The 18970-nt window shown below is 62.2% G+C and carries 20 protein-coding genes; 5 read left to right on the top strand and 15 right to left on the bottom strand.

The window, feature by feature from the left end; genetic code table 11:
* Positions 1-76: 76 nt before the first annotated feature.
* From NKJ73_RS21115 to NKJ73_RS21105, 3 genes are read right to left on the bottom strand one after another with little or no spacing between them, the layout of a single operon-like run.
* A complete protein-coding gene (locus tag NKJ73_RS21115) occupies positions 77-817 on the bottom strand; it encodes an ABC transporter ATP-binding protein (RefSeq protein WP_352570967.1) in 741 nt (246 codons plus the stop codon).
* Positions 786-1583: an ABC transporter permease gene (locus tag NKJ73_RS21110; RefSeq protein ID WP_352455605.1), complete on the bottom strand. Its 798-nt coding sequence runs from the start codon at positions 1581-1583 to the stop codon at positions 786-788. Before NKJ73_RS21110 ends, NKJ73_RS21115 begins: the two co-directional genes overlap by 32 nt.
* Complete coding sequence (locus tag NKJ73_RS21105) at positions 1580-2566, bottom strand: ABC transporter substrate-binding protein (RefSeq protein WP_352570944.1); 987 nt, start codon at positions 2564-2566, stop codon at positions 1580-1582. The genes NKJ73_RS21110 and NKJ73_RS21105 overlap by 4 nt, the downstream gene beginning before the upstream one ends.
* Positions 2567-3183: 617 nt before the next feature.
* On the opposite strand from NKJ73_RS21105, the gene NKJ73_RS21095 reads away from it, so the two are divergent.
* On the top strand, positions 3184-3564 hold the full coding sequence (locus NKJ73_RS21095) for a c-type cytochrome (RefSeq protein ID WP_352450669.1): 381 nt from the start codon (positions 3184-3186) through the stop codon (positions 3562-3564).
* 61 nt (positions 3565-3625) lie between these two features.
* On the opposite strand, the gene gph is transcribed toward NKJ73_RS21095, so the two are convergent.
* From gph to NKJ73_RS21045, 10 genes are all read right to left on the bottom strand, one after another.
* Positions 3626-4327 (bottom strand): phosphoglycolate phosphatase, encoded by a 702-nt coding sequence (gene gph / locus NKJ73_RS21090; protein ID WP_352455608.1) that lies wholly within the window; start codon positions 4325-4327, stop codon positions 3626-3628.
* Positions 4324-4881: a thioredoxin family protein gene (locus tag NKJ73_RS21085; RefSeq protein ID WP_352455609.1), complete on the bottom strand. Its 558-nt coding sequence runs from the start codon at positions 4879-4881 to the stop codon at positions 4324-4326. The genes gph and NKJ73_RS21085 overlap by 4 nt, the downstream gene beginning before the upstream one ends.
* A 40-nt stretch (positions 4882-4921) precedes the next feature.
* Entirely contained in the window at positions 4922-5608 is a 687-nt protein-coding gene (gene rpe, locus NKJ73_RS21080) for a ribulose-phosphate 3-epimerase (RefSeq protein WP_352455610.1), read from the bottom strand.
* Between the two features lie 62 nt (positions 5609-5670).
* Positions 5671-6609: a CbbX protein gene (cbbX, locus tag NKJ73_RS21075; RefSeq protein ID WP_352570942.1), complete on the bottom strand. Its 939-nt coding sequence runs from the start codon at positions 6607-6609 to the stop codon at positions 5671-5673.
* A gap of 7 nt (positions 6610-6616) precedes the next feature.
* Positions 6617-7051 carry a ribulose bisphosphate carboxylase small subunit gene (locus NKJ73_RS21070; protein WP_023678835.1) on the bottom strand — a complete coding sequence of 145 codons (435 nt, stop codon included), beginning with the start codon at positions 7049-7051 and terminating at the stop codon, positions 6617-6619.
* An 18-nt stretch (positions 7052-7069) separates the two neighbouring features.
* Positions 7070-8563, bottom strand: a complete 1494-nt coding sequence (locus NKJ73_RS21065; protein ID WP_502903574.1) for a ribulose-bisphosphate carboxylase large subunit — start codon at positions 8561-8563, stop codon at positions 7070-7072.
* A gap of 21 nt (positions 8564-8584) precedes the next feature.
* Positions 8585-9664 carry a class II fructose-bisphosphate aldolase gene (fba, locus tag NKJ73_RS21060; protein WP_352455612.1) on the bottom strand — a complete coding sequence of 360 codons (1080 nt, stop codon included), beginning with the start codon at positions 9662-9664 and terminating at the stop codon, positions 8585-8587.
* Between the two features lie 10 nt (positions 9665-9674).
* Positions 9675-11696, bottom strand: coding sequence for a transketolase (tkt, locus tag NKJ73_RS21055; RefSeq protein ID WP_352570941.1), 2022 nt, complete (start codon positions 11694-11696; stop codon positions 9675-9677).
* A gap of 10 nt (positions 11697-11706) precedes the next feature.
* Positions 11707-12579: a phosphoribulokinase gene (locus NKJ73_RS21050; protein ID WP_352570940.1), complete on the bottom strand. Its 873-nt coding sequence runs from the start codon at positions 12577-12579 to the stop codon at positions 11707-11709.
* A 5-nt stretch (positions 12580-12584) separates the two neighbouring features.
* Entirely contained in the window at positions 12585-13631 is a 1047-nt protein-coding gene (locus NKJ73_RS21045) for a class 1 fructose-bisphosphatase (RefSeq protein WP_352455615.1), read from the bottom strand.
* Positions 13632-13754: 123 nt separating this feature from the next.
* On the opposite strand from NKJ73_RS21045, the gene NKJ73_RS21040 reads away from it, so the two are divergent.
* Positions 13755-14714 (top strand): LysR family transcriptional regulator, encoded by a 960-nt coding sequence (locus NKJ73_RS21040; RefSeq protein WP_352455616.1) that lies wholly within the window; start codon positions 13755-13757, stop codon positions 14712-14714.
* Between the two features lie 212 nt (positions 14715-14926).
* Here the strand turns inward: NKJ73_RS21040 and NKJ73_RS21035 are convergent, their stop codons facing one another.
* Together NKJ73_RS21035 and NKJ73_RS21030 are read right to left on the bottom strand one after the other, a co-directional pair.
* Positions 14927-15385 (bottom strand): nuclear transport factor 2 family protein, encoded by a 459-nt coding sequence (locus NKJ73_RS21035; protein WP_352455617.1) that lies wholly within the window; start codon positions 15383-15385, stop codon positions 14927-14929.
* 111 nt (positions 15386-15496) lie between these two features.
* On the bottom strand, positions 15497-15859 hold the full coding sequence (locus NKJ73_RS21030) for a hypothetical protein (protein ID WP_352455618.1): 363 nt from the start codon (positions 15857-15859) through the stop codon (positions 15497-15499).
* Positions 15860-15938: 79 nt separating this feature from the next.
* Between NKJ73_RS21030 and NKJ73_RS21025 the strand changes: the two genes are divergently transcribed.
* From NKJ73_RS21025 to NKJ73_RS21015, 3 genes are all read left to right on the top strand, one after another.
* The gene (locus tag NKJ73_RS21025) at positions 15939-16517 is read left to right on the top strand and encodes a TetR/AcrR family transcriptional regulator (RefSeq protein ID WP_352455619.1); all 579 of its coding nucleotides are present in this window, start codon (positions 15939-15941) and stop codon (positions 16515-16517) included.
* Between the two features lie 46 nt (positions 16518-16563).
* Entirely contained in the window at positions 16564-17868 is a 1305-nt protein-coding gene (gene fabF, locus NKJ73_RS21020) for a beta-ketoacyl-ACP synthase II (protein ID WP_352570939.1), read from the top strand.
* A gap of 66 nt (positions 17869-17934) precedes the next feature.
* Positions 17935-18750, top strand: a complete 816-nt coding sequence (locus NKJ73_RS21015) for an oxidoreductase (protein WP_352570938.1) — start codon at positions 17935-17937, stop codon at positions 18748-18750.
* The last annotated feature ends 220 nt before the right edge of the window (positions 18751-18970 follow it).

Below are 18970 nucleotides of genomic sequence, written 5' to 3'. Positions count from 1 at the left end.
TGCCTCACAGTCTCGCCGTTTCTATAGGCCATTGGCTGCGAAATACCTTGCAATCCGCATTCGAGCCGTAAGGCGATCAGGCCACGCCCGGAAATTTTTGGTGGAACGACAGCAAAAGGTCGCTCATCACCTGTGGGTTGCGATGTTGCCGCGGCAAGCCTACGTCGAACATGCCGAGCACGTGAGTTGGGCGCTGCGCAAGCACGATGATGCGGTCCGACAGCATCAGTGCCTCGCGCAGATTGTGCGTTACCATCAAGGCGGTCGTAGGCCGCGCTGACCAGACGGTCAAAAGCAATTGCCGAAGCCGCTCGGCGTTCTGTTCGTCGAGGGAGGCAAAGGGTTCGTCCAGGAAAAGTACCGCCGGTTCGGTGGCGAAAGCCCTGGCAAGCGCTGCCCTGCGCGCAAGGCCGAGCGAAAGCTCCGCCGGATAGAGCGAGCGCATACCGGCGAGGCCGAGAGTGTCAAACAGCTCGTCGAGACTCTTCGCTCTTAGGCTTTTCGGCAGCGCCAGCCTGACATTCTGCTCCACCGTCCGCCATGGCAGCAAAGTAGGCTCCTGGAACACGGCGGCAATGCGGTTCGAGCCGCCTTGCGGCAGTTGGAAAGAGCCAGAAAAGTCTTTGTCCAGTCCAAGCAGGATGCGCAACGTCGTGGTCTTGCCGCAGCCCGACGGCCCAAACAGGCAAGCGAATTCGCCCGGCCGGACCTCGAAGGACAGACCCTGAAGCGCCGTGATCGACACGCCTTGCGCGGACCTGAAGGTCTTTTCGGCGATGTCGACCCTAAGCGGGACGGCGGCGCCAACGGGTTGCATGTCGTTCAATGGGCTGCACCAGGAGAAGTTCGATGACAAGCATCACCGCCACGAAAGCCAGCGTGTACGCAAGAATGGCGGCGACGTCGAAGAGCTGGAAATAAAGATAGATCTGGAAACCGACGCCATTGGAGCGGCCGAGCAGTTCGACCACCAGGACGATCTTCCATATGAGGGCGATGCCGGACCGCGAGGCCGCGGCAAAATAGGGCTGCAGTTGCGGCAGCAGGACATGGCGGATGCGCTCGAGTGGGGCGAAGCGGTAGACGGCGGCCATTTCGGCATAACGCGGATCAAACGCCCTGGCGCCTTCGCGCATCGTCACCACGACATTCGGGATCTTGTTCACGGCAACTGCGCCAATCGCCGCCGCCTCGTTGAGGCCGAACCAGATATAGGCGAGCACGATGACCACCAGCGCGGGAATGTTGAGAAACAGGACCACCCACGGACTGAAGAACCGGTCCGCACCGCGGTAGCTCCCGAGGATGACGCCGATGACCGAGCCGATAATCATTGCGACGACGTACGCCGCAGCAACCCGTCCGAGCGTCGCGCCAAGATGATAAAAAAGGTCACCGCTCGCCGCTTCCCTGAGCAGTACCTGCCAGACCTTTCCTGGTGGGGGGAAAGCACGGCTTTGCCACAGATGAGCCGCGAGGCCCCACAGCAGGCAAAGTCCAATCAGGGAAACCGTTACCGTCAGCGCTGGCGTCAGCGGCGTCGCAAAGCCGGATCGACCCGACTTGTCTTCCGTTGCGGTCATTTCGCGAGTTCCGGCCAGAACGTGCCGGGCGCCATCTCGGGCGCCCTGCCAACCAGCTTCTCGCCGCCTATCGCGGCCAGCACGTGATAGAGTTTGCCCGCATCGGCCGCTTCTTCGGCGACCGGCCGTCTTGGGATGCCCTGGCGATAGCGGTCGCGCAGTTTTTCCAGCTCCTTGCCTTCTGCGCGAATGAGTGGCGCCATGCGCAGCCATTCATCATCGGATTTGGCCAGCAAGTCCTTGGCCTGCTTGGATGCCTTGACGAAGCCCCGGGCGGCATCCGGATTGTCGTTCGCCCATTGGTCGTGGAAGACGTAGCCGAGTGCCGACACGGGGCCCGAGGCACCAAGCGCTTTCGTCGCGTCATCCGCACCGATCAACCGACGAAAGCCATTGGCCTCGAGCCGGGCGCAGAAATGCCAGAAATTGAGCACGGCATCGAGTTCGCCTTGCATCGCCTTTTCAGAAATCAGCGGCGGCGCGCCAAAGACGACGTCACAGGCTGTCGGCAGGTCGAGGCCGTGATCGCGTCTGGCCAGCGCCTGGACCAGTAGCCAGCTCTTGTCGAGCGGGCCGCCGGCGACACCGATTTTCTTTTCCTTGAGGTCGGCGAGCGTCCGGATCGGCGATTCCTCCTTCACCATGATTGCCCCCACGGCGGTCGAATAAGGGGCCAATGTAAGGTCGCCGCCCTCGTAGCGCTGGCGCGAGACCCACAGCCAGTCGGTCACGATCATGTCGATCGCGCCGGCCAGCAGCGCGACGTTGGTCGCATCCTCCCCGGCGAAGTAGACAATTTCCAGATCGATCCTGTTGGCCTCGTCGAGCTTGTGGCGTTTCAACGTATCGAGTTCCCAGCTCACGGTGCCGAACTTCAGGACACCAATTCGGACCTTAGCGGCCGCAAACACGGCAACCGGCTTTGAGGCGAGGATGGCCCCCAGAGCCGCCAAGCGCAGCGTCGTGCGCCGCGAAATCATCATGGCGTCTCCTCTTTTAGGGTCGTCGACGAACCAGGAATGTCGATCAAATCGCTCGTTCCTTGCTCGGAACGGCACATTTCCAGCGCACGACCTTGAGACTCGGATGTTCCTGAGACCATTTTGCGATCTCGGTGGGCGCCAGGAACATGCATTGGAACAGAGAGCCGCGGCTCTCGAAATAGAGATGTTCATGTCGGCAATTGCCCGGATTGGCGCTAAGGCACACCGTTAATATGAGATCGACCATGTCCATTTGGCACTTATCGTCGCCTGCGCGGCGAACTCTCCAGAGTTCGTGCTTTGGAGTTGCGCGGATTCCTGAAGGTGCCCAAACAGCAAACCGGTTGGAGTGAGGCTACGCGTTCGGCCAACAGGCGTCAATGATGTGGACCGCGTGTCGCTACACACCTCCCTTCGCGCAGTCGGGAAACGAAACAGGACCTTTGTACGATTGACTTCCTTCATCGGCAGTCTAGCTTTTCGAGGCGTGCAGGTGCTGCCAGTCCGGGGAGGAAGGACGAATAGTTCGCTCTCCCGCTTTAAAACGAATGCCGGCGATCAAGGCATCGACACGCGTAAAGTGTCCCGGGCACTCACACGATCAATGAGGAAATGCCATGCGCGCAGTCGCATTTTTCGCCGCCGTGTCCGTCGCCACCTTTGTCACTACCCAGTCTCAGGCACAGGATGCCGCGGCGGGTGAGAAGGTCTTCGCCAAATGCAAGGTCTGCCACGTCGCAGACAAGGACCAGAACAAGGTCGGTCCGTCCTTGAACGGCGTTATCGGCCGAACGGCCGGGACGCATCCGGGGTTCAGCTATTCCAAGGCCATGACCGAGGCCGGCAAGTCCGGCGTCAAATGGGATGAGGCTACGCTGACGACCTACCTTCGCGATCCCAAGGCGATGGTCAAAGGAACCAAGATGGCGTTTGTCGGCCTCAAGAAAGACGAGGACATCGCCAACGTCATTGCTTATCTCAAGCAATTCTCAAAATAACGCGGTACCGCCGGCCGTTGGACTGCGCTCGGCCGGCGTTGGCTCGGCTTTGCGCATGGGGTCACGCAGCGTCTTGCAGCCTCTGCATCGCTGACGGCAGATCGAACAGGCTGTCGCAAACGAGGTCGGCGCCAAGCTCTTCAACGGGAATTTGGCTGTATCCGCCACGCAGCAGAATGACTGCCATGCCGGCGGCGCGGGCGGCGGCCACGTCGGCGCTACTGTCTCCGACCATCAGCGTGTCACGAGGTTCGACCTGAAGCAGGTCGAGCGCCAGCAACAGCGCGTCTGGCGCCGGCTTCAAGTATGTCACCGCGTCTCCGCCGACGATCGCGCAGAGATAGTCCGTCAGCCGAAAATGCAGCAGGATTTCGCGAGCTGCCAGCTGCGGCTTGTTGGTCACCACGCCCAAGGCTATTCCGCTCAAATGCAAGTGCGTGAGAACCTCCCTGACGCCAGGCATCAGCCTCGTGCGGCCGGTCAGATGCCTGCGATAGATCGGCGCCATGACGCGGTTGGCCTCATCGAGTGCAGTGCCGAGGAGCGGCGTGCCGGAAGCCGCGAAGGCTCGTTCGACCAGTTTCCTGATGCCGCCGCCGATCATGGCCTTGACCTGATCCAGCCGCAGCGGCGGCAGATCGTGTCCGGCCAGCAATTCGTTGACGGCGGCCGCTATATCAGGCGCCGAATCGACCAGCGTGCCGTCGAGATCGAACAGGATCGCCTTGCGCGATCGAAACGGCCTGACTGCGCCGACGTTCATGCAGCATCCTTCCACTTGATCGAACAGCCGATCGAAGCGATCTGGTCCAGCGGTCCGTCGCCGGTTCGGGCAACCTGCTTCATCGCCTCGAACAGGTCGCGCCTCAGTCCGGGCGATTCGGCGTCGCGTCGCGACGCGTCAAGCCGGCCGCGATATTGCAGCGTCAACTCGTTGTTGAGCCCGAAGAAATCCGGAGTGCAAACGGCTCCGTAGGCACGCGCCACCGTCTGGTGCTCGTCATGGAGATAGGGGAAAGTGAAGCCGTTCGTCCCGGCGAAGAGCTTCATGTTGTCGAAGGAATCATCCGGATAGGCGTCGCTATCGTTGGAGTTGATCGCGACAAAGCCGATGCCTTCGGCCTTGAGGTCATTGGCATCGTGCACCATCCGTGAAATCACCGCCTTCACATAGGGGCAGTGGTTGCAGATGAAGGCCACCACCAGCCCGTTCGGGCCGGCGTGGCTTAAGATCGAATGCGATGTGCCGTCGACGCCGGGCAAAACGGCGTCGATGGCTCGCCAGCCGAAATCGCAGACAGGTGGGATTGCCGCCAAGATTTCCTCCGATGAAATGTTTGCCCTCCGATGAAACGGTTTACGCCGCTTTCCGGATCGCCCCGTCGGCCGCCTGCCTGATGGTGCCGATATTGGCGCGATAGGCCGCCTCGGTGCCGCCCTTAAAGATGGCCGAGCCGGCGACCAGCACATTGGCACCGGCCGCGGTGACAAGCGGAGCGGTTTCGGGCGTGACGCCGCCGTCGATCTCTATGTCGATCGGACGATGGCCGACCAGCGCCTTGACCCGCCTGACCTTGTCGACGACCGCCGCAATGAAGGCCTGGCCACCGAAGCCCGGATTGACCGTCATCAGAAGCACCAGATCGAGCCGGTCAAGTACATATTCGATGACGCTTTCCGGCGTTGACGGGTTTAGCGACACGCCTGCCTTCTTGCCGAGATTTCTGATTGCCTGCAGCGATCGGTCGAGATGCGGTCCGGCCTCGGCATGCACCGTAATGATGTCGCAGCCGGCATCGGCGAAGGCGCCTAGATAGGCGTCGGCCGGCGCGATCATCAGGTGGCAATCGAAGACCTTGTCCGTTCGATTGCGGATCGCCTTGACCACCGGCGGACCGAAGGTGATGTTGGGCACGAAATGGCCATCCATCACATCGAGATGGATCCAATCGGCACCCGCCCGGACGACCGCTTCGACCTCGTCGCCGAGCCGCGAGAAGTCCGCGGAAAGCACCGAGGGCGCGATGATTGTTTTGGTATCCATGGTCGTCGGCTCCCATTCTGTCGTCCGTTTCCGGTCGCTGCACACCAACCGCCGTCATCTTGTCAGCGCGCCTTCGTCTCCGGTTCGCCTTCGAGCTTACCTTCCGCGAACACGCGGCTGCCGCGAATATCGGATTCCTCGATGGTGATAAGATCGATTTTCGTCAACGCCCGGTCGCGCGATGCGAAAAGCCGGCTGGCCTGGCGAAGCCGCGCCCGGTCGAGGCTATTGCGAACGGAGCGGGCGTTGGAGAAATGCGGCAGCCGCATGCGGATCGGGAGATACTCTTCGAGGGCCTTGGCCGCCGCTTCGCTGAGACGGTAATTCTGTTCCGCCAGCATGATCTCGGCGATTGATTTGAGTTCGCTGACGCCGTAGTCCGGAAAATCGAGGTGATGGGCGATGCGCGAGCGCATGCCGGGATTGCTGTCGAAGAAGCGGTCCATCTTGTCCTTGTAGCCGGCAAGAATCACAACCAGATCGTCACGGTTGTTTTCCATGCATTGCAGCAGGATTTCGATCGATTCCTGGCCGTAGTCGCGTTCGTTCTCGGGCTTGTAGAGATAGTAGGCCTCGTCGATGAAAAGCACCCCGCCCATGGCGCGCTTGATCACTTCGCGGGTTTTGGGCGCGGTGTGGCCCACATACTGGCCGACGAGATCGTCGCGCGTCACCGCGACCATGTGCCCTTCGCGGACATAGCCAAGACGATGCAGGATTTCGGCCATTCTGAGCGCCACGGTGGTCTTTCCGGTACCGGGATTTCCCGTAAAGTTCATGTGCAGCGTTGGCGCGCCAGAGATCAGCCCGAACTTGCGGCGAAGCCGGTCGACCAGGAGCAGCGCAGCGATCTCGCGGATGCGGGTCTTGATGGGCTTCAGGCCGACGAGTTCGCGGTCGAGCTTGTCCATCACCTCGTCGATGTTGGACGCCTCGAACTCGGCCTGTAGATCAACCGATTCGCCCTGCGCGGCAGCGCTCTTTGCTATCGCGTCCAGCATGGTTCGCCTAGCTCCGTTCGCCTTCGGGCCTGTCGGTCGCATAAGGCACGATCGAATAGCCCTGACTGCGGCCGTCACGCTCTTGGCGCAGCAGCCGGAACCCGGGTTCATTGGGTGGCCGGTTGACGATGAATGACATGCGCGGTGCTTCCCAGCCCTTGGTCGAATCGAAGGCGGTGACCCGGACATACATGTTGGGCATGGCTTTCCGGCAATTGTTGACTTCAAGCAGGATGCCCGCCGGGTCCCTCAGGTCGAACATCGGGTTGCCGTACATTTCCCAATAGGTGTTTCGCGGATGTGGATCGTCCGTGTATTCGACGCTGACCGCCCAGTGGTTTTTCAGTGCGTATTTGATCTGCGCCGAAATCTGCTCATCGGTTAGCTCGGGCAGGAACGAAAACTGTCCCTGCGTGACCTTGTTTCCGGGATTGGTCATCATGGCGACGGTTCCTTTCGTCTAGAAGCTCGGCGTTGCGGTTGGCACAAAGTCGGCCGTGTCGGTCGATTCGTAGTTGAAGGTGACGTCCTTCCACGTCTCCAGGGCCGCCTTGAGCGGCGTGCACCATCTGGCCGCCTGTTCGAGGATTTTGGTCCCTTCGCGCAGATAGTCGCGGCCCTCGTTGCGGGCGAGGATCATCGCCTCCAACGCGACGCGATTGGCCGTCGCGCCGGCCTGGATGCCGTCCGGATGGCCGATCGTGCCGCCGCCGAACTGCAGGATGACGTCCTCGCCGAGATAATGGATCAACTGGTGCATCTGGCCGGCATGGATGCCACCGGAGGCGACGGGCATCACCTTGTTGAGCGAGGCCCAGTCCTGATCGAAGAACAGCCCGGTTTCGAGGTTCTGCGGCGTGCGCTCCTCGCGCAGCGTGTCATAAAACCCCTTGATCATAAGCGGGTCGCCTTCCAGCTTGCCGACCACCGTGCCGGCATGGATGTGATCGACGCCGGCCATCCGCATCCATTTGCAGATGACGCGAAAATTCATGCCGTGGTTCTTCTGGCGCGAATAGGTCGAGTTGCCGGCCCGGTGCAGGTGCAGGATCATGTCGTTGCGGCGTGCCCACTTGGCCATCGACTGGATTGCCGTGTAGCCAATGACGAGGTCGATCATGACGATGCAGGAGCCAAGCTGTTTTGCAAATTCGGCGCGCTCGTACATGTCCTCCATCGTGCCGGCGGTGACGTTGAGATAATGGCCCTTGACTTCGCCGGTGGCGGCCGACGCCTTGTTCACAGCCTCCATGCAGTAGAGGAAACGGTCGCGCCAATGCATGAAGGGCTGTGAGTTGATGTTCTCGTCGTCCTTGACGAAGTCGAGGCCACCCTTCAGCGCCTCGTAGACGACGCGGCCGTAGTTGCGGCCGGACAGGCCAAGCTTCGGCTTCGTCGTCGCGCCGAGCAGCGGCCGGCCGAACTTGTCGAGCCGCTCGCGTTCCACCACGATGCCGGTCGCCGGGCCCTGGAAGGTCTTGAGGTAAGCCACCGGGATGCGCATGTCCTCGAGCCGCAAGGCCTTGACGGCCTTGAAGCCGAACACGTTGCCGATGATCGATGCAGTCAGGTTGGCGATGGAGCCGGGCTCGAACAGGTCGAGGTCGTAGGCGATATAGGCGAAGTACTGTTGCTCGATCCTGGTGCCTGGACCTGTGTTCGGCACCGGCTCGGATTTGAATGCCTTGGCGCGGTAGAGCTCGCAGGCGGTGAGCCTGTCGGTCCACACCACGGTCCATGTCGCGGTAGAGGATTCACCGGCGATGGCGGCGGCCGCCTCCTCGTGGTCGACGCCGGGCTGCGGCGTGATCCGAAACATGGCGATCAGGTCGGTCTCCTTGGCCCGGTAGTCCGGCTCCCAGTAGCCCATCTTCTTGTAGGGGATGACGCCCGACCTGTAGCGTTCCTTTCCTTCCTTGAGCGTGCCTGCTGAGGGCATGTCGATCTTGTTCATGGCAGGTCTCCTGTTTGCCGCTCAGGCGGCTTTCGCTGTTGCGATTTGGGGGTCGAGCTTTCCTGCGGCGTAACGTTTCGCCATCTCATCCATGGCGATCACCCTGATCTTCGACGCGTGGCCTGCGGTGCCGAAGCGTTCGAATCGATCGCGGCAAAGGTCGCGCAGGGCGTCCATGGCGGGTTTCAGGAATTTACGCGGATCGAATTCGCGCGGGTCCTCCGTCGCAACGCGGCGGAACTGCCCGGCCATGGCCATTCGGCAATCGGTGTCGATGTTGACCTTGCGCACGCCGTAGCGGATGCCGCGCTCGATTTCCTCGACCGGGACGCCAAAGGTCTGGGGCATCTCGCCGCCATAGTTGTTGATGATGTCCTGCAGTTCCTGCGGCACGGAGGAAGACCCGTGCATGACCAGATGCGTGTTGGGCAGCTTTTCGTGAATCGCCTCGATCACCTGCATGGCCAGGATGCCGCCGTCAGGCTTGCGGCTGAATTTATAGGCGCCGTGCGAGGTACCGCAGGCGATCGCCAGCGCGTCGACCCGGGTGGCGGTCACGAAGTCGACCGCCTGGTCGGGATCGGTCAAAAGCTGGTCGTGGGAAAGCGCACCTTCAGCGCCGTGCCCGTCCTCGGCCTCGCCCTGGCCGGTTTCCAGCGAGCCGAGCACGCCGAGCTCGCCTTCGACTGAAGCGCCGACCCAATGCGCCATGCGTGCGACACGTTCGGTGATGGCGACGTTGTAGTCGTAGCTCGCCGGTGTCTTGGCATCCGCCATCAGCGATCCGTCCATCATCACCGAGGTGAAGCCGTGGCGGATCGCCGACAGGCAGGTGGCCTCGTTGTTGCCGTGATCCTGATGGATGCATAGCGGAACGGCCGGATGGATTTCGGTCAACGCCTCCATCATCTTGGCCAGCATGATGTCATTGGCATAGGAACGGGCGCCGCGCGAGGCCTGGATGATAACCGGCGCATCGCAGGCCCTGGCGGCCTCCATGATGGCGAGGCCCTGTTCCATGTTGTTGATGTTGAATGCCGGCACCCCGTAGCCGTGCTCGGCGGCATGGTCGAGAAGCTGGCGAAGGGTGATGCGGGCCATGGTCGTCCTCCTAGATGATGAGCTTCAGCGCCGCTGCCGCGACGGCTTCGGGCGTGATGTCGAAATGCCGGTAAAGATCCGGGGCAGGGGCGCTGGCGCCGAAACCGGCCATGCCGACGAAAGTGCCGGTGTCGCCGATCCAGCGATCCCAGCCGAGCCGTGCTGCGGCTTCGATGGCAATGCGGGGCGCCGAGCCGAGGACGGCCTTGCGGGTGCCGGCATCCTGCTCCTCGAAAAGCTCCCAGCACGGCATCGAGACAACCGCGGCGGCGACGCCGTGCTCGGTCTCCAGCCGTAGGGCGGCGGCAACCGCGATTTCGACCTCCGAGCCGGTGGCGATCAGCGTCACCGCGCGGTGCCCGGCTGGCTCGCGCAGGATGTAGGCGCCCCGGCTCGACCGGTTCTCGTCGCTGTGTGGCTCGCCGCTAGGTGCTTGGCGCAGCATCGGCAGGTTCTGGCGCGAGAGCACCAGCACGCTCGGCCGCTTCTCGCTTCTCAGCGCCAGTTCCCAGCACTCCGCCGTTTCGATGATGTCGGCCGGACGGAAGACGTTGAGGTTTGGCGTCGCCCGCAGCATCGCCAGGTGCTCGATCGGCTGGTGGGTCGGGCCGTCCTCGCCGAGACCAATGGAATCATGCGTCATCACATAGATGACGCGCTGGCCCATGAGCGCCGAGAGCCGCATCGCGCCGCGCGCGTAGTCGGCGAAGCACAGGAACGTGCCGCCATAAGGCACGAAGCCGCCATGCAGTGCGATGCCGTTCATGGCTGCCGCCATGCCGTGCTCGCGGATTCCGTAGTGGATGTAGCGGCCGGCGTAGTCACCCGGCGCGATGCGGTTCATACCCTTGGTGATCGTCAGGTTCGAATGCGTCAGATCGGCGGAGCCGCCGACGGTCAGTTCGGTTGCGCCATTGATCGCAGCGAGTGCCATTTCCGAGGCTTTTCGCGTTGCAACCTTGGTCGCCTTCCCGACATGCTCCTTGCGGAAAGCGCCGAGTGCTTCGAAGACCGCGTCGGGCAGGGCGCCGGTGACCGCGCTCTCGAAGGCCTGCCGCCGTGGTGAGGCGGCAAGCCGCTGCTCCCAGGCACGGCGTGCCGCTTGACCGCGGCCGGCAATCTCGCGCCAGGCGAAAAGGATATCGTCCGGCACCTCGAACGGCGCGAAGGCCCAGCCGATGTTTTCGCGCGTCGCGGCGATCTCCGCATCGCCCAGCGGCGCGCCATGCGTCTTTTCCGAACCGCCCAGATTGGGCGCTCCCTTGCCGATCACCGTGCGGCAGGCGATCAGAGACGGCTGGTCCGATTGCTGCGCCGCTTCGATTGCCGCCGCAACGGTTTCGGTGTCGTGGCCGTTCACCGACTGGACATGCCATCCAGCGGCTTTGAACCGCGCCGGCTGGTCCATCGATGTCGACAGGGAAGTGGGCCCGTCGATCGAGATCGCATTGTCGTCCCAAAAGACGATCAGCCGGGAGAGCTTCAGGTGACCGGCAAGATCGATCGCCTCGTGGCTGATGCCTTCCTGCAGGCAGCCGTCGCCGGCGATCGCGTAGGTGAAATGGTCGACGAGATCGGCGCCGTGGCGGGCCGCAAGCATGCGCTCCGCCAGCGCCATGCCGACAGCGGTCGAAATGCCTTGTCCAAGCGGGCCGGTCGTCGTCTCGATGCCAAGCGCATGGCCATATTCGGGATGTCCGGCGGTGCGGCTGCCCAGCTGGCGAAACCGCTGCAATTCTTCGATAGGCATGTCTTCAAAGCCTAGCAGGTAATGCAGCGCATACTGCAGCATCGAGCCGTGCCCGGCCGACAGCACGAAACGGTCACGATCGGGCCAGTTGGGGGCCGACGGATCGATATTGATGAAGCGGCTGAACAGCACCGTTGCGACATCGGCCATGCCCATCGGCATGCCCGGATGACCGGAATTGGCCTTTTGGACGCTGTCCATCGCCAGTGCGCGAATGGCGTTGGCCATGTCGCGCTCCGAGACGGCGGCGACGGGCTTCGGTGCTGCTGCCTGGCTGTTCATGGCGTCCTCCTCACGACACACGGTTCTTGCGTTCGATCAATTGCAGGATGAGCGGCGTCAGGATCAGCTGCATGGCAAGGTCGAGCTTGTTGCCGGGCACCACTATGGAATTCGGCCGCGACATGAACGAGTCGTGGATCATCGAAAGCAGGTAGGGGAAATCGATGCCGCGGGGATTGGCGAAGCGGATAACCAGCATCGATTCGTCGGGCGTCGGTATCCAGCGCGCGATGAATGGATTGGACGTGTCGACGATCGGCACGCGCTGGAAGTTGATGGCGGTCTGCGAAAACTGCGGGACGATGTAGCGGACATAGTCCGGCATGCGACGCAGGATCACGTCCATCACCGCCTCGGTGGAATAGCCGCGCGTTGCGCGGTCGCGATGGATCTTCTGGATCCATTCGAGATTTATGACCGGCACCACGCCGATCTTGAGATCCGCGTGCCTGGCCAGGTTGATCTTGTCGGTGACGATGCAGCCATGCAGGCCCTCGTAGAAGAGCAGGTCGCTCGGCGGAAATTCGCGCCATTCGGTGAAATGTCCCGGCGGCGTGCCGTACTGCTTCTCCTCATCCTCATCATGGATGTATGTGCGGGTCTTTCCGGTTCCCCGGCGGCCATATTCCTCGAATACCTCTTCGAGGATTGCCAGTTCATTGGCCTCGGCGTGGAAGTGGGTGAAGTTCGGATTGCCCGCCTTTTCCTCCTCGGCCACCTTCGCCTTCATCGTGGCGCGGTCGTAGCGATGGAAAGCATCGCCTTCGATGAAGGCGGCCCCGATGTTCTCGCGCCGGAAGATCAGCTCGAAGATGCGCTTGACAGAGGTGGTGCCTGCGCCCGACGACCCGGTGATGGTAATGATGGGGTGCTTTGCCGACATGGTCTTCAGGCCCTGAAAAGGCCGCGGCGGCTGAACAGCGGCGCGCGCTCGCCGATGGCGCTCGGCTCGGTGTGGTAGCGGGTGATGCGCGCGACTTCCCGCGCCGATCCGAAAACCATGGGCACGCGCTGGTGAAGGTTCTCTGGTTCGATTTCGAGGATGCGGTTGATCGTATCGGTGGCGGCACCGCCCGCCTGTTCGACGAGATAGGCGATCGGGTTTGCCTCATAGACGAGGCGCAGTCGCCCCTGGCGGTAAGTCTTGCGCTTATCGCCTGGATACAGGAATACGCCGCCGCGCATCAATATGCGGTAGCAGTCCGCGACCAGGGAGGCGATCCAGCGCATGTTGAAGTCCTTCTCGCGTGGGCCTTCGGTGCCTTCAAGGCAGTCATCGATGTAGAGCCGCACCGCCTCGTCCCAATGCCGGTAGTTGGCGGCGTTGATGGCGAACTCCTGGGTTCGCTGTGGGATGATCCGGCTCTCGTAGGCCTGGACGAAGGTGCCGAGCCGGGTTGAGAGAACGAAGACATGGGTGCCGCTGCCGAGCGACAGAACCAGCGCCAGCTGCGGGCCGTAGATGAAGAAACCGGCGCCCAGCTGGTTCACGCCTGCCTGCAAAAACGAGGCGGCCGGATTCCCATCCGGCGCACCAATTGCAGGGAGGAGCGAGAAGACCGTTCCAATCGACACGTTGGTGTCGATGTTGGATGAGCCGTCGAGCGGGTCGATGGCGATGGCAAGAGGCGCTTGCCTGTCGAGCAGCACCGGCTGCTCCAGTTCCTCGGAAGCGTAGAGCGCGACCGGAGCGTGGCGCATGGCGTCGAGGAAGATGTCATCGGCGAAGACATCGAGATCCTTCTGGATGTCGCCGTCAGCATTGGCGCCGCGGGTTCCGGCAAAGGCCGTGCCGAGCACCCCTTGATTGATGGTGTTGCGGATCGTGGTGGCCGCCTGCGTCAGCTGACGGATGGTCGCTACGACGGCGGAGCGCAGTTCGTCCGGCTCGCCAAGATAGGAGTTCAGAAAAGCGTCGAGCGTTGCCGCTGGCATCGTAACCTCCCGATCCAGCCGCCTCTCCTCGGGTCGGCCGGATTGGGAAAGGAGAACAAACGACGCTGGATAAGTAAAATTCAATAACTTTACTCAGGCACTTAAAAAATTTTAGTATGCCCTATGAGAAACCTCACGCTCAAGCAGTTCAAGACCGTTCAGGCAATCATCAGCCACGGAAAAATCGTCAGCGCGGCCAGGGTGTTAGGCCTGTCTCCTCCAGCGGTGACGATCCAGTTGCGGCAGGTGGAGGAGGAGTTCCAACTGGCCTTGTTCGACCGGACGTCGGACGGCATGCGTCCCACTGCCGCAGGTCTGGCCTTCGTCGAGACGGCACAGGCCATCGAGGAACGGCTTCGTCTGCTCGAAGACAAGATGGATGCGATCAAGGGCGTGCGCGCCGGCAGCTTGCGGCTCGGCGTCGTTTCCACGGCCAAATATTTCGCGCCGCGGCTGATGGCCGCCTTCATGAAGGAACATCCCGATATCGACATGCGCCTTGCCATCGGCAACCGCGCCGAGACGATCGACAATCTGAAGAACCACGACATCGATATCGCGCTGATGGGACGCCCGGCCAAGGAAGTCCCGGTGCGTGCTTCGGTCTTCGGCGATCACCCGCTGGTCATCATCGCACCGCCCGACCACCCGCTGGCGTCGGCACGCGACATTTCCAAGGAGCGGATCGCCGAGGAGCATTTCCTCATTCGCGAGCCCGGCTCCGGAACGCGCATCTCGCTGGAAATATTTTTGAGCGACGTGCCTGGCCGCATCGACGATCTGGGCGTCGAGATGGGCTCGAACGAGACCATCAAGCAGGCGGTGATGGCCGGGCTCGGCATCGCCTTCATCTCTGCCCACACCATCGCTGCCGAAACCGAAGCCGGCCGGCTGGTCATCCTCGACGTCGTCGGCATGCCGATCCGCCGGCAATGGTTTTCGGTGATGCGCAGCGATCACGCGATCTCGCCGGCGATGGCGACCTTCCACGATTTTCTGATGCGCAAGGGCGCGATGTACCTGCCACTGTTCGGCAAGCTCTATCCGCACGAGGAACTGAACAGTAGAGGTCGCGCGAGTTAGGGCGCGCGGTCCAGGCAAACGCTTCAGATAAACGATGGTGTGTATCAGCGGCTGATCGGCTGTGATCTCCAGACCGACGTCCACGCGCCGAGGATAGGGAGGCATCGCTGGTGGCACGCATTTGCGGAGCTGAGTCGACCGCCCTCCAAGCGCTGGCCCACGCGGTAGCGCCCCCGCGTTCACGGAACGGGTGGGCTCTGACTGAGCGTCTGCTAGCCTACAATTGGTTCGGCGACAGCTTCTTCGAGGCCAGCTGCCGCTTGGGCGGCAAGACCGCGGGCCGCTGCTTGTGAATCGTAAAATTCCTCAAGTGCATAGACTCTGCCCCACCGCAGGGTGAACACGTGGAGACCACGGTTGACGTACGACGCGTCGCCATTGAGCAGCGTTGCGGTACCGTCCCATTGGGCAAACACGGTGGTATGCCACGGCCAGCCCTTCACCCAGATGTGGTTGACCGTGAGATGGAGATTGGGCAGGACGCGGCCGAGGCGCTCAAACCAGCGGCGCATGGCTTCTTTGTCGCGGCGCTCACCACCAAGTGCGTCGGCGCCGGAAACGCGGTGATGGACATGCAGCGCGAGTGCCTTCACCGCCTCATCCCAGCGATGGTTGTTGACGTGGTCGAAGCTCTCTCGGATCGATTTCTCGACAAAATAACTGTATAGCATTTGACCTCTCCCCAAACTTATTCGATGGCGTGATCGAGGCACCGTGCGGCGAGCCGAGCGGACGCGAGAGCCCACGGCCAGCAGCACGCCGGCTGCGGTCTGAACTTCGGATCAGCGTATTGTCGCGTCGGCTCGCAGATGCATGTCAGTCTCGGTCGAGACCGTCACCTCATCCCCGGACCTTGAGAACGCGTAGAGCGAGTCCTGGTGGCCCGGCATGGAAAATGCCACGGAGTCGTCGTCGGCGAGGCCCATGACGACGCGCAGCGGATCGCCCCCGGTCTTCGGCGCGAAGGTGGCGGTGACCTCCAGGAGGTCGCCGTCGACCGGGACGTAGTAGACAACCATGTCAAGGTGTCCCTCGTGCAGGCTGCCGCCCTCGATCGGGCGTCCGATGGTGGCTTCCTCGGCAAAAGCCGGGGTCGCAAGAAACAGCGCGGCCAGGAGCGATGCGCTCAGGGTTTTGCGGATCATTTCGTATCTCCTTTTTAGATTGCGTTCGAACTCTATATAGGCTATAGATTACGAACGCAATCTAAAAAAGAGGTCAACAATGCGCGTAAGTCGTACTCAGGCAGCGGAAAACCGAGAAACCGTCATCAACGTGGCAAGCCGCCTTTTTCGGGAGCGCGGCTTTGACGGTATCGGCCTTAAGGATCTGATGAAGGGTGCCGGACTGACCCAAGGCGCATTTTACAAGCAGTTCGCATCCAAGGACGACCTGGCGGCGCAGGCGTCCAGGCGGGCGATGGAGAGCGCCACCCATCGATGGTCGGCCGCGACTGCGGCAAACCCTGATGATCCGCTTGGCGCGGTGATCGCGTTCTACCTCAGTATGGACCATCGCGGAGAAAAGATGGACGGCTGCCCGATCGTGGCGCTCGGCTCGGATGCCGCCAGACAGGGCAAGGACGTGAAAGCGCCGTTCGAAGCCGGGATCAAGGAGCATCTCGAGATCCTCGGCCGTTTCATTGCTGAGACCAGTGGCGGGGAGTTCGATGGCAGGGCCATGGCCATTCTCTCGACGATGGTCGGTGCGCTGATGTTATCGCGCCTCATCAACGATCCTGACCTCGCGCAGGCCTTTCTGGATGCGGCGGCCAATCAAGTTCGTGAATCAGCCGGCACTTGAACGGCGTCGCGGCGCCTGCGGCGCGCCCAAACTGACAGGAAAATAGATGCGACGGATTGTTGTTACGGGCATGGGAGCGGTTACGCCCCTTGCTGCCGATGTTGAAGCGTCCTGGTCGCGTCTCCTGGCCGGCCGCTCTGGGATCCGGAGGCTTGCGGATGACGTGGTGTGCGACCTGCCGGCGAAGGTCGGCGGGGTGGTGCCCTCGACAGAAGAAGATCCGGACGCTGGTTTCGATCCGGAAGCCATCCTTCCGCCGAAGGATCAGCGCAAGGTAGACCGGTTCATTCTCTTTGCGCTGGCCGCGGCACAAGAGGCGCTCGCCCAAGCAAGATGGGCCCCCGTCTCGGAAGCGGATCGCTTGCGCACGGCCACGATCATCGCCTCGGGCGTCGGCGGGTTCCCGGCCATAACCGAGGCGGTGCGCACGGTCGACCGGCGCGGCGTCCGCCGTCTATCACCTTTTACGGTGCCGTCCTTCCTGGTGAACCTCGCGGCAGGCCACGTCTCGATCCGCTATGGCTTCAAAGGTCCGCTCGGTGCACCCGTGACGGCGTGCGCGGCCGGCATTCAGGCGATCGGCGATGCGGCTCGCCTAATCCGCGCCAACGAGGCCGATATTGCCGTGTGCGGCGGGACGGAAGCATGCATGAATCTTGTCAGCCTCGGTGGGTTTGCCGCGGCACGCTCTCTTTCGACGTCCTTTAATCACCGTCCTGATGAGGCCTCCCGACCGTTCGACAAGTCGCGGGACGGCTTCGTCATGGGCGAAGGAGCCGGCATGCTGGTCATCGAGGAATTGAGCCACGCGCTGGCGCGCGGCGCAAGACCGCTGGCCGAGCTTGTCGGCTACGGCACGACGGCGGATGCTCATCACGTCACCTCCGGTCCCGAGGACGGCGACGGTGCGCGCCGGGCCATGGAGATCGCAATCGCCCAAGCAGGGATTTCGCCCCGCGAGGTTCGTCATCTCAATGCCCATGCGACCTCCACGCCGGTGGGCGACCTGGGTGAGATCGAAGCGATCAAGAGCGTGTTCGGGCGCGATTTCGCGATAGCTGTCAGTGCAACGAAATCGGCGACCGGACACCTGCTCGGAGCCGCCGGCGGGCTCGGAGCAATCTTCGCAATCCTGGCGCTCAGGGATCAGATGACACCGCCGACCCTCAATCTGAGCGCTCCCGATCCGGCCGGCGACGGGATCGACTTCGTCGCAAACCGGGCCCGGCCGATGGCGATGGGCTATGCAATCTCCAATGGCTTCGGCTTCGGAGGCGTTAATGCCAGCGCGCTGTTCCGGCGCTGGACGGATGATCTGGCCGGCGCGAGTACCGGAGGCGCTCATGATTGACGCCTTTCGCTCCGACCTGTCGTGCTTCTCCCACGCCAATCCAAAACGAAGAAAGAAGTGACCTCCATGAACAAGACCAATCTAGGCGTCGCCCTGGTGACGGGGGCATCCAGCGGTATCGGGCACACAACGGCCAAAGCCCTGCAGAACGGGGGCTTTCGCGTGTTCGGAACCAGCCGTCGCGCGGTCGTCGACCGATCCGATGGCGTTACCATGCTGGCCTGTGACGTGACCGATGACACGTCCGTGGCGAAACTTGTCCAGGACGTGCTGGCCGAGACCGGGCGCATCGACCTGCTTGTCAATAATGCCGGCGTTGGCCTGCTTGGTGGCGCGGAGGAGTCCTCGATGGCCCAGGCCAAGTCGTTGTTTGACGTGAACGTCTTTGGCGTTATGCGAGTAACCAAAGCGGTGTTGCCGACAATGCGCCGCCAAGGCAAGGGCAGAATCGTCAATTTGAGCTCGGTGCAGGGGTTCATTCCAGCTCCCTATTTCGCGCTTTATTCGTCGACCAAGCATGCCGTTGAGGGCTATTCCGAATCGCTCGACCACGAACTGCGTACTTTCGGAATTCGCGTCGTGTTGGTGGAGCCCGCCTATACCCGCACCTCATTTGAAGAAAATCTCGCCAGGCCGGATCAGTTGCTTGACATCTATGACTCTGCGCGCGCCGGCATGAATGCAGCTGTGCGGAAAGCGATGGAAAAAGGCGATGCGCCGGAAGTGGTGGCCAGGACCGTTTTGGCGGCTGCGACCGATCCCGCTCCGAAGGGGCGCTATGCGGCTGGAAAAATGGCGCGCCAGGTCAGTTTCCTGCGCCGTTTCGTCCCCGCATCCGCTTTCGACAAGAGCCTGCGAAAGCAGAACGGACTGCCGGTCTGAGGTCGACAACAATGATATTCCTGTTTCGGTCGAGCCCATGCGAGAGCGCGTTCCAGGAGTTCACATTTTTTGGCACTGGCACAGCCGGACGCGCATCTTCGATGCGCGCGCGTCCGCGACCGAGCCCTGCGGTCATGTCGGTAGCTTTTCAAGTTGTCCGGTTTTTGTAGCACATCAGATGTCCGCTTCTGTTTGTTGCAGGAGGTGCGTCGAAGCGGTT

The sequence above is a fragment of the Mesorhizobium sp. M0074 genome, from assembly GCF_040322975.1.
In the GTDB taxonomy this organism is placed as follows: domain Bacteria; phylum Pseudomonadota; class Alphaproteobacteria; order Rhizobiales; family Rhizobiaceae; genus Mesorhizobium.
Note: the sequence above shows the minus strand (reverse complement) of the source record. Positions and strands in the feature narration are given on the sequence as shown.

What these genes read in the sequence shown, in the direction of transcription:
- NKJ73_RS21040 (WP_352455616.1), top strand. Translation starts at nt 13,755, where the DNA reads ATGAGAAACCTCACGCTCAAGCAGTTCAAGACCGTTCAGGCAATCATC.
- NKJ73_RS21105 (WP_352570944.1), bottom strand. Translation starts at nt 2,566, where the DNA reads ATGATGATTTCGCGGCGCACGACGCTGCGCTTGGCGGCTCTGGGGGCC.
- NKJ73_RS21095 (WP_352450669.1), top strand. Translation starts at nt 3,184, where the DNA reads ATGCGCGCAGTCGCATTTTTCGCCGCCGTGTCCGTCGCCACCTTTGTC.
- NKJ73_RS21045 (WP_352455615.1), bottom strand. Translation starts at nt 13,631, where the DNA reads ATGCCAGCGGCAACGCTCGACGCTTTTCTGAACTCCTATCTTGGCGAG.
- NKJ73_RS21025 (WP_352455619.1), top strand. Translation starts at nt 15,939, where the DNA reads ATGCGCGTAAGTCGTACTCAGGCAGCGGAAAACCGAGAAACCGTCATC.
- tkt (WP_352570941.1), bottom strand. Translation starts at nt 11,696, where the DNA reads ATGAACAGCCAGGCAGCAGCACCGAAGCCCGTCGCCGCCGTCTCGGAG.
- NKJ73_RS21030 (WP_352455618.1), bottom strand. Translation starts at nt 15,859, where the DNA reads ATGATCCGCAAAACCCTGAGCGCATCGCTCCTGGCCGCGCTGTTTCTT.
- NKJ73_RS21070 (WP_023678835.1), bottom strand. Translation starts at nt 7,051, where the DNA reads ATGATGACCAATCCCGGAAACAAGGTCACGCAGGGACAGTTTTCGTTC.
- fabF (WP_352570939.1), top strand. Translation starts at nt 16,564, where the DNA reads ATGCGACGGATTGTTGTTACGGGCATGGGAGCGGTTACGCCCCTTGCT.
- NKJ73_RS21110 (WP_352455605.1), bottom strand. Translation starts at nt 1,583, where the DNA reads ATGACCGCAACGGAAGACAAGTCGGGTCGATCCGGCTTTGCGACGCCG.
- NKJ73_RS21035 (WP_352455617.1), bottom strand. Translation starts at nt 15,385, where the DNA reads ATGCTATACAGTTATTTTGTCGAGAAATCGATCCGAGAGAGCTTCGAC.
- rpe (WP_352455610.1), bottom strand. Translation starts at nt 5,608, where the DNA reads ATGGATACCAAAACAATCATCGCGCCCTCGGTGCTTTCCGCGGACTTC.
- NKJ73_RS21065 (WP_502903574.1), bottom strand. Translation starts at nt 8,563, where the DNA reads ATGAACAAGATCGACATGCCCTCAGCAGGCACGCTCAAGGAAGGAAAG.
- fba (WP_352455612.1), bottom strand. Translation starts at nt 9,664, where the DNA reads ATGGCCCGCATCACCCTTCGCCAGCTTCTCGACCATGCCGCCGAGCAC.
- NKJ73_RS21015 (WP_352570938.1), top strand. Translation starts at nt 17,935, where the DNA reads ATGAACAAGACCAATCTAGGCGTCGCCCTGGTGACGGGGGCATCCAGC.
- gph (WP_352455608.1), bottom strand. Translation starts at nt 4,327, where the DNA reads ATGAACGTCGGCGCAGTCAGGCCGTTTCGATCGCGCAAGGCGATCCTG.
- NKJ73_RS21050 (WP_352570940.1), bottom strand. Translation starts at nt 12,579, where the DNA reads ATGTCGGCAAAGCACCCCATCATTACCATCACCGGGTCGTCGGGCGCA.
- cbbX (WP_352570942.1), bottom strand. Translation starts at nt 6,609, where the DNA reads ATGCTGGACGCGATAGCAAAGAGCGCTGCCGCGCAGGGCGAATCGGTT.
- NKJ73_RS21115 (WP_352570967.1), bottom strand. Translation starts at nt 817, where the DNA reads ATGCAACCCGTTGGCGCCGCCGTCCCGCTTAGGGTCGACATCGCCGAA.